1 protein-coding gene is annotated in these 223 nt (G+C 65.9%); it reads right to left on the reverse strand.

The window, feature by feature from the left end:
• The coding region (locus E4K09_RS23760; RefSeq protein ID WP_134500161.1) for a hypothetical protein at window positions 1-195 on the reverse strand (195 nt) is incomplete at its 3' end.
• Between the last annotated feature and the right edge of the window lie 28 nt (window positions 196-223).

A 223-nucleotide genomic window follows, 5' to 3' on the forward strand; every position in this document is an offset into this window, starting at 1 on the left:
GCTGCCGACGTGCCAGTCGTCCGTGCTCGGAGGCGGTTTGTAGTCCGTCCCCGGGCTCACCGTCTCGTCTGGATTGGTGCGCGACTGGCTCGCCTCAAGCTGAGCGAATTCGTCCTCGCCGATCGCACTGCCGAGCAAGAAGCGGATCCTCAGTTCCAGCAGCCGCTTGTAGATTGCCGGGAGGCCCTTGGTCATGTGCTCGGGCGCGCAGCTCTCCTGCCCC

This window comes from Microvirga pakistanensis (genome assembly GCF_004458765.1).
Taxonomy (GTDB): domain Bacteria; phylum Pseudomonadota; class Alphaproteobacteria; order Rhizobiales; family Beijerinckiaceae; genus Microvirga; species Microvirga pakistanensis.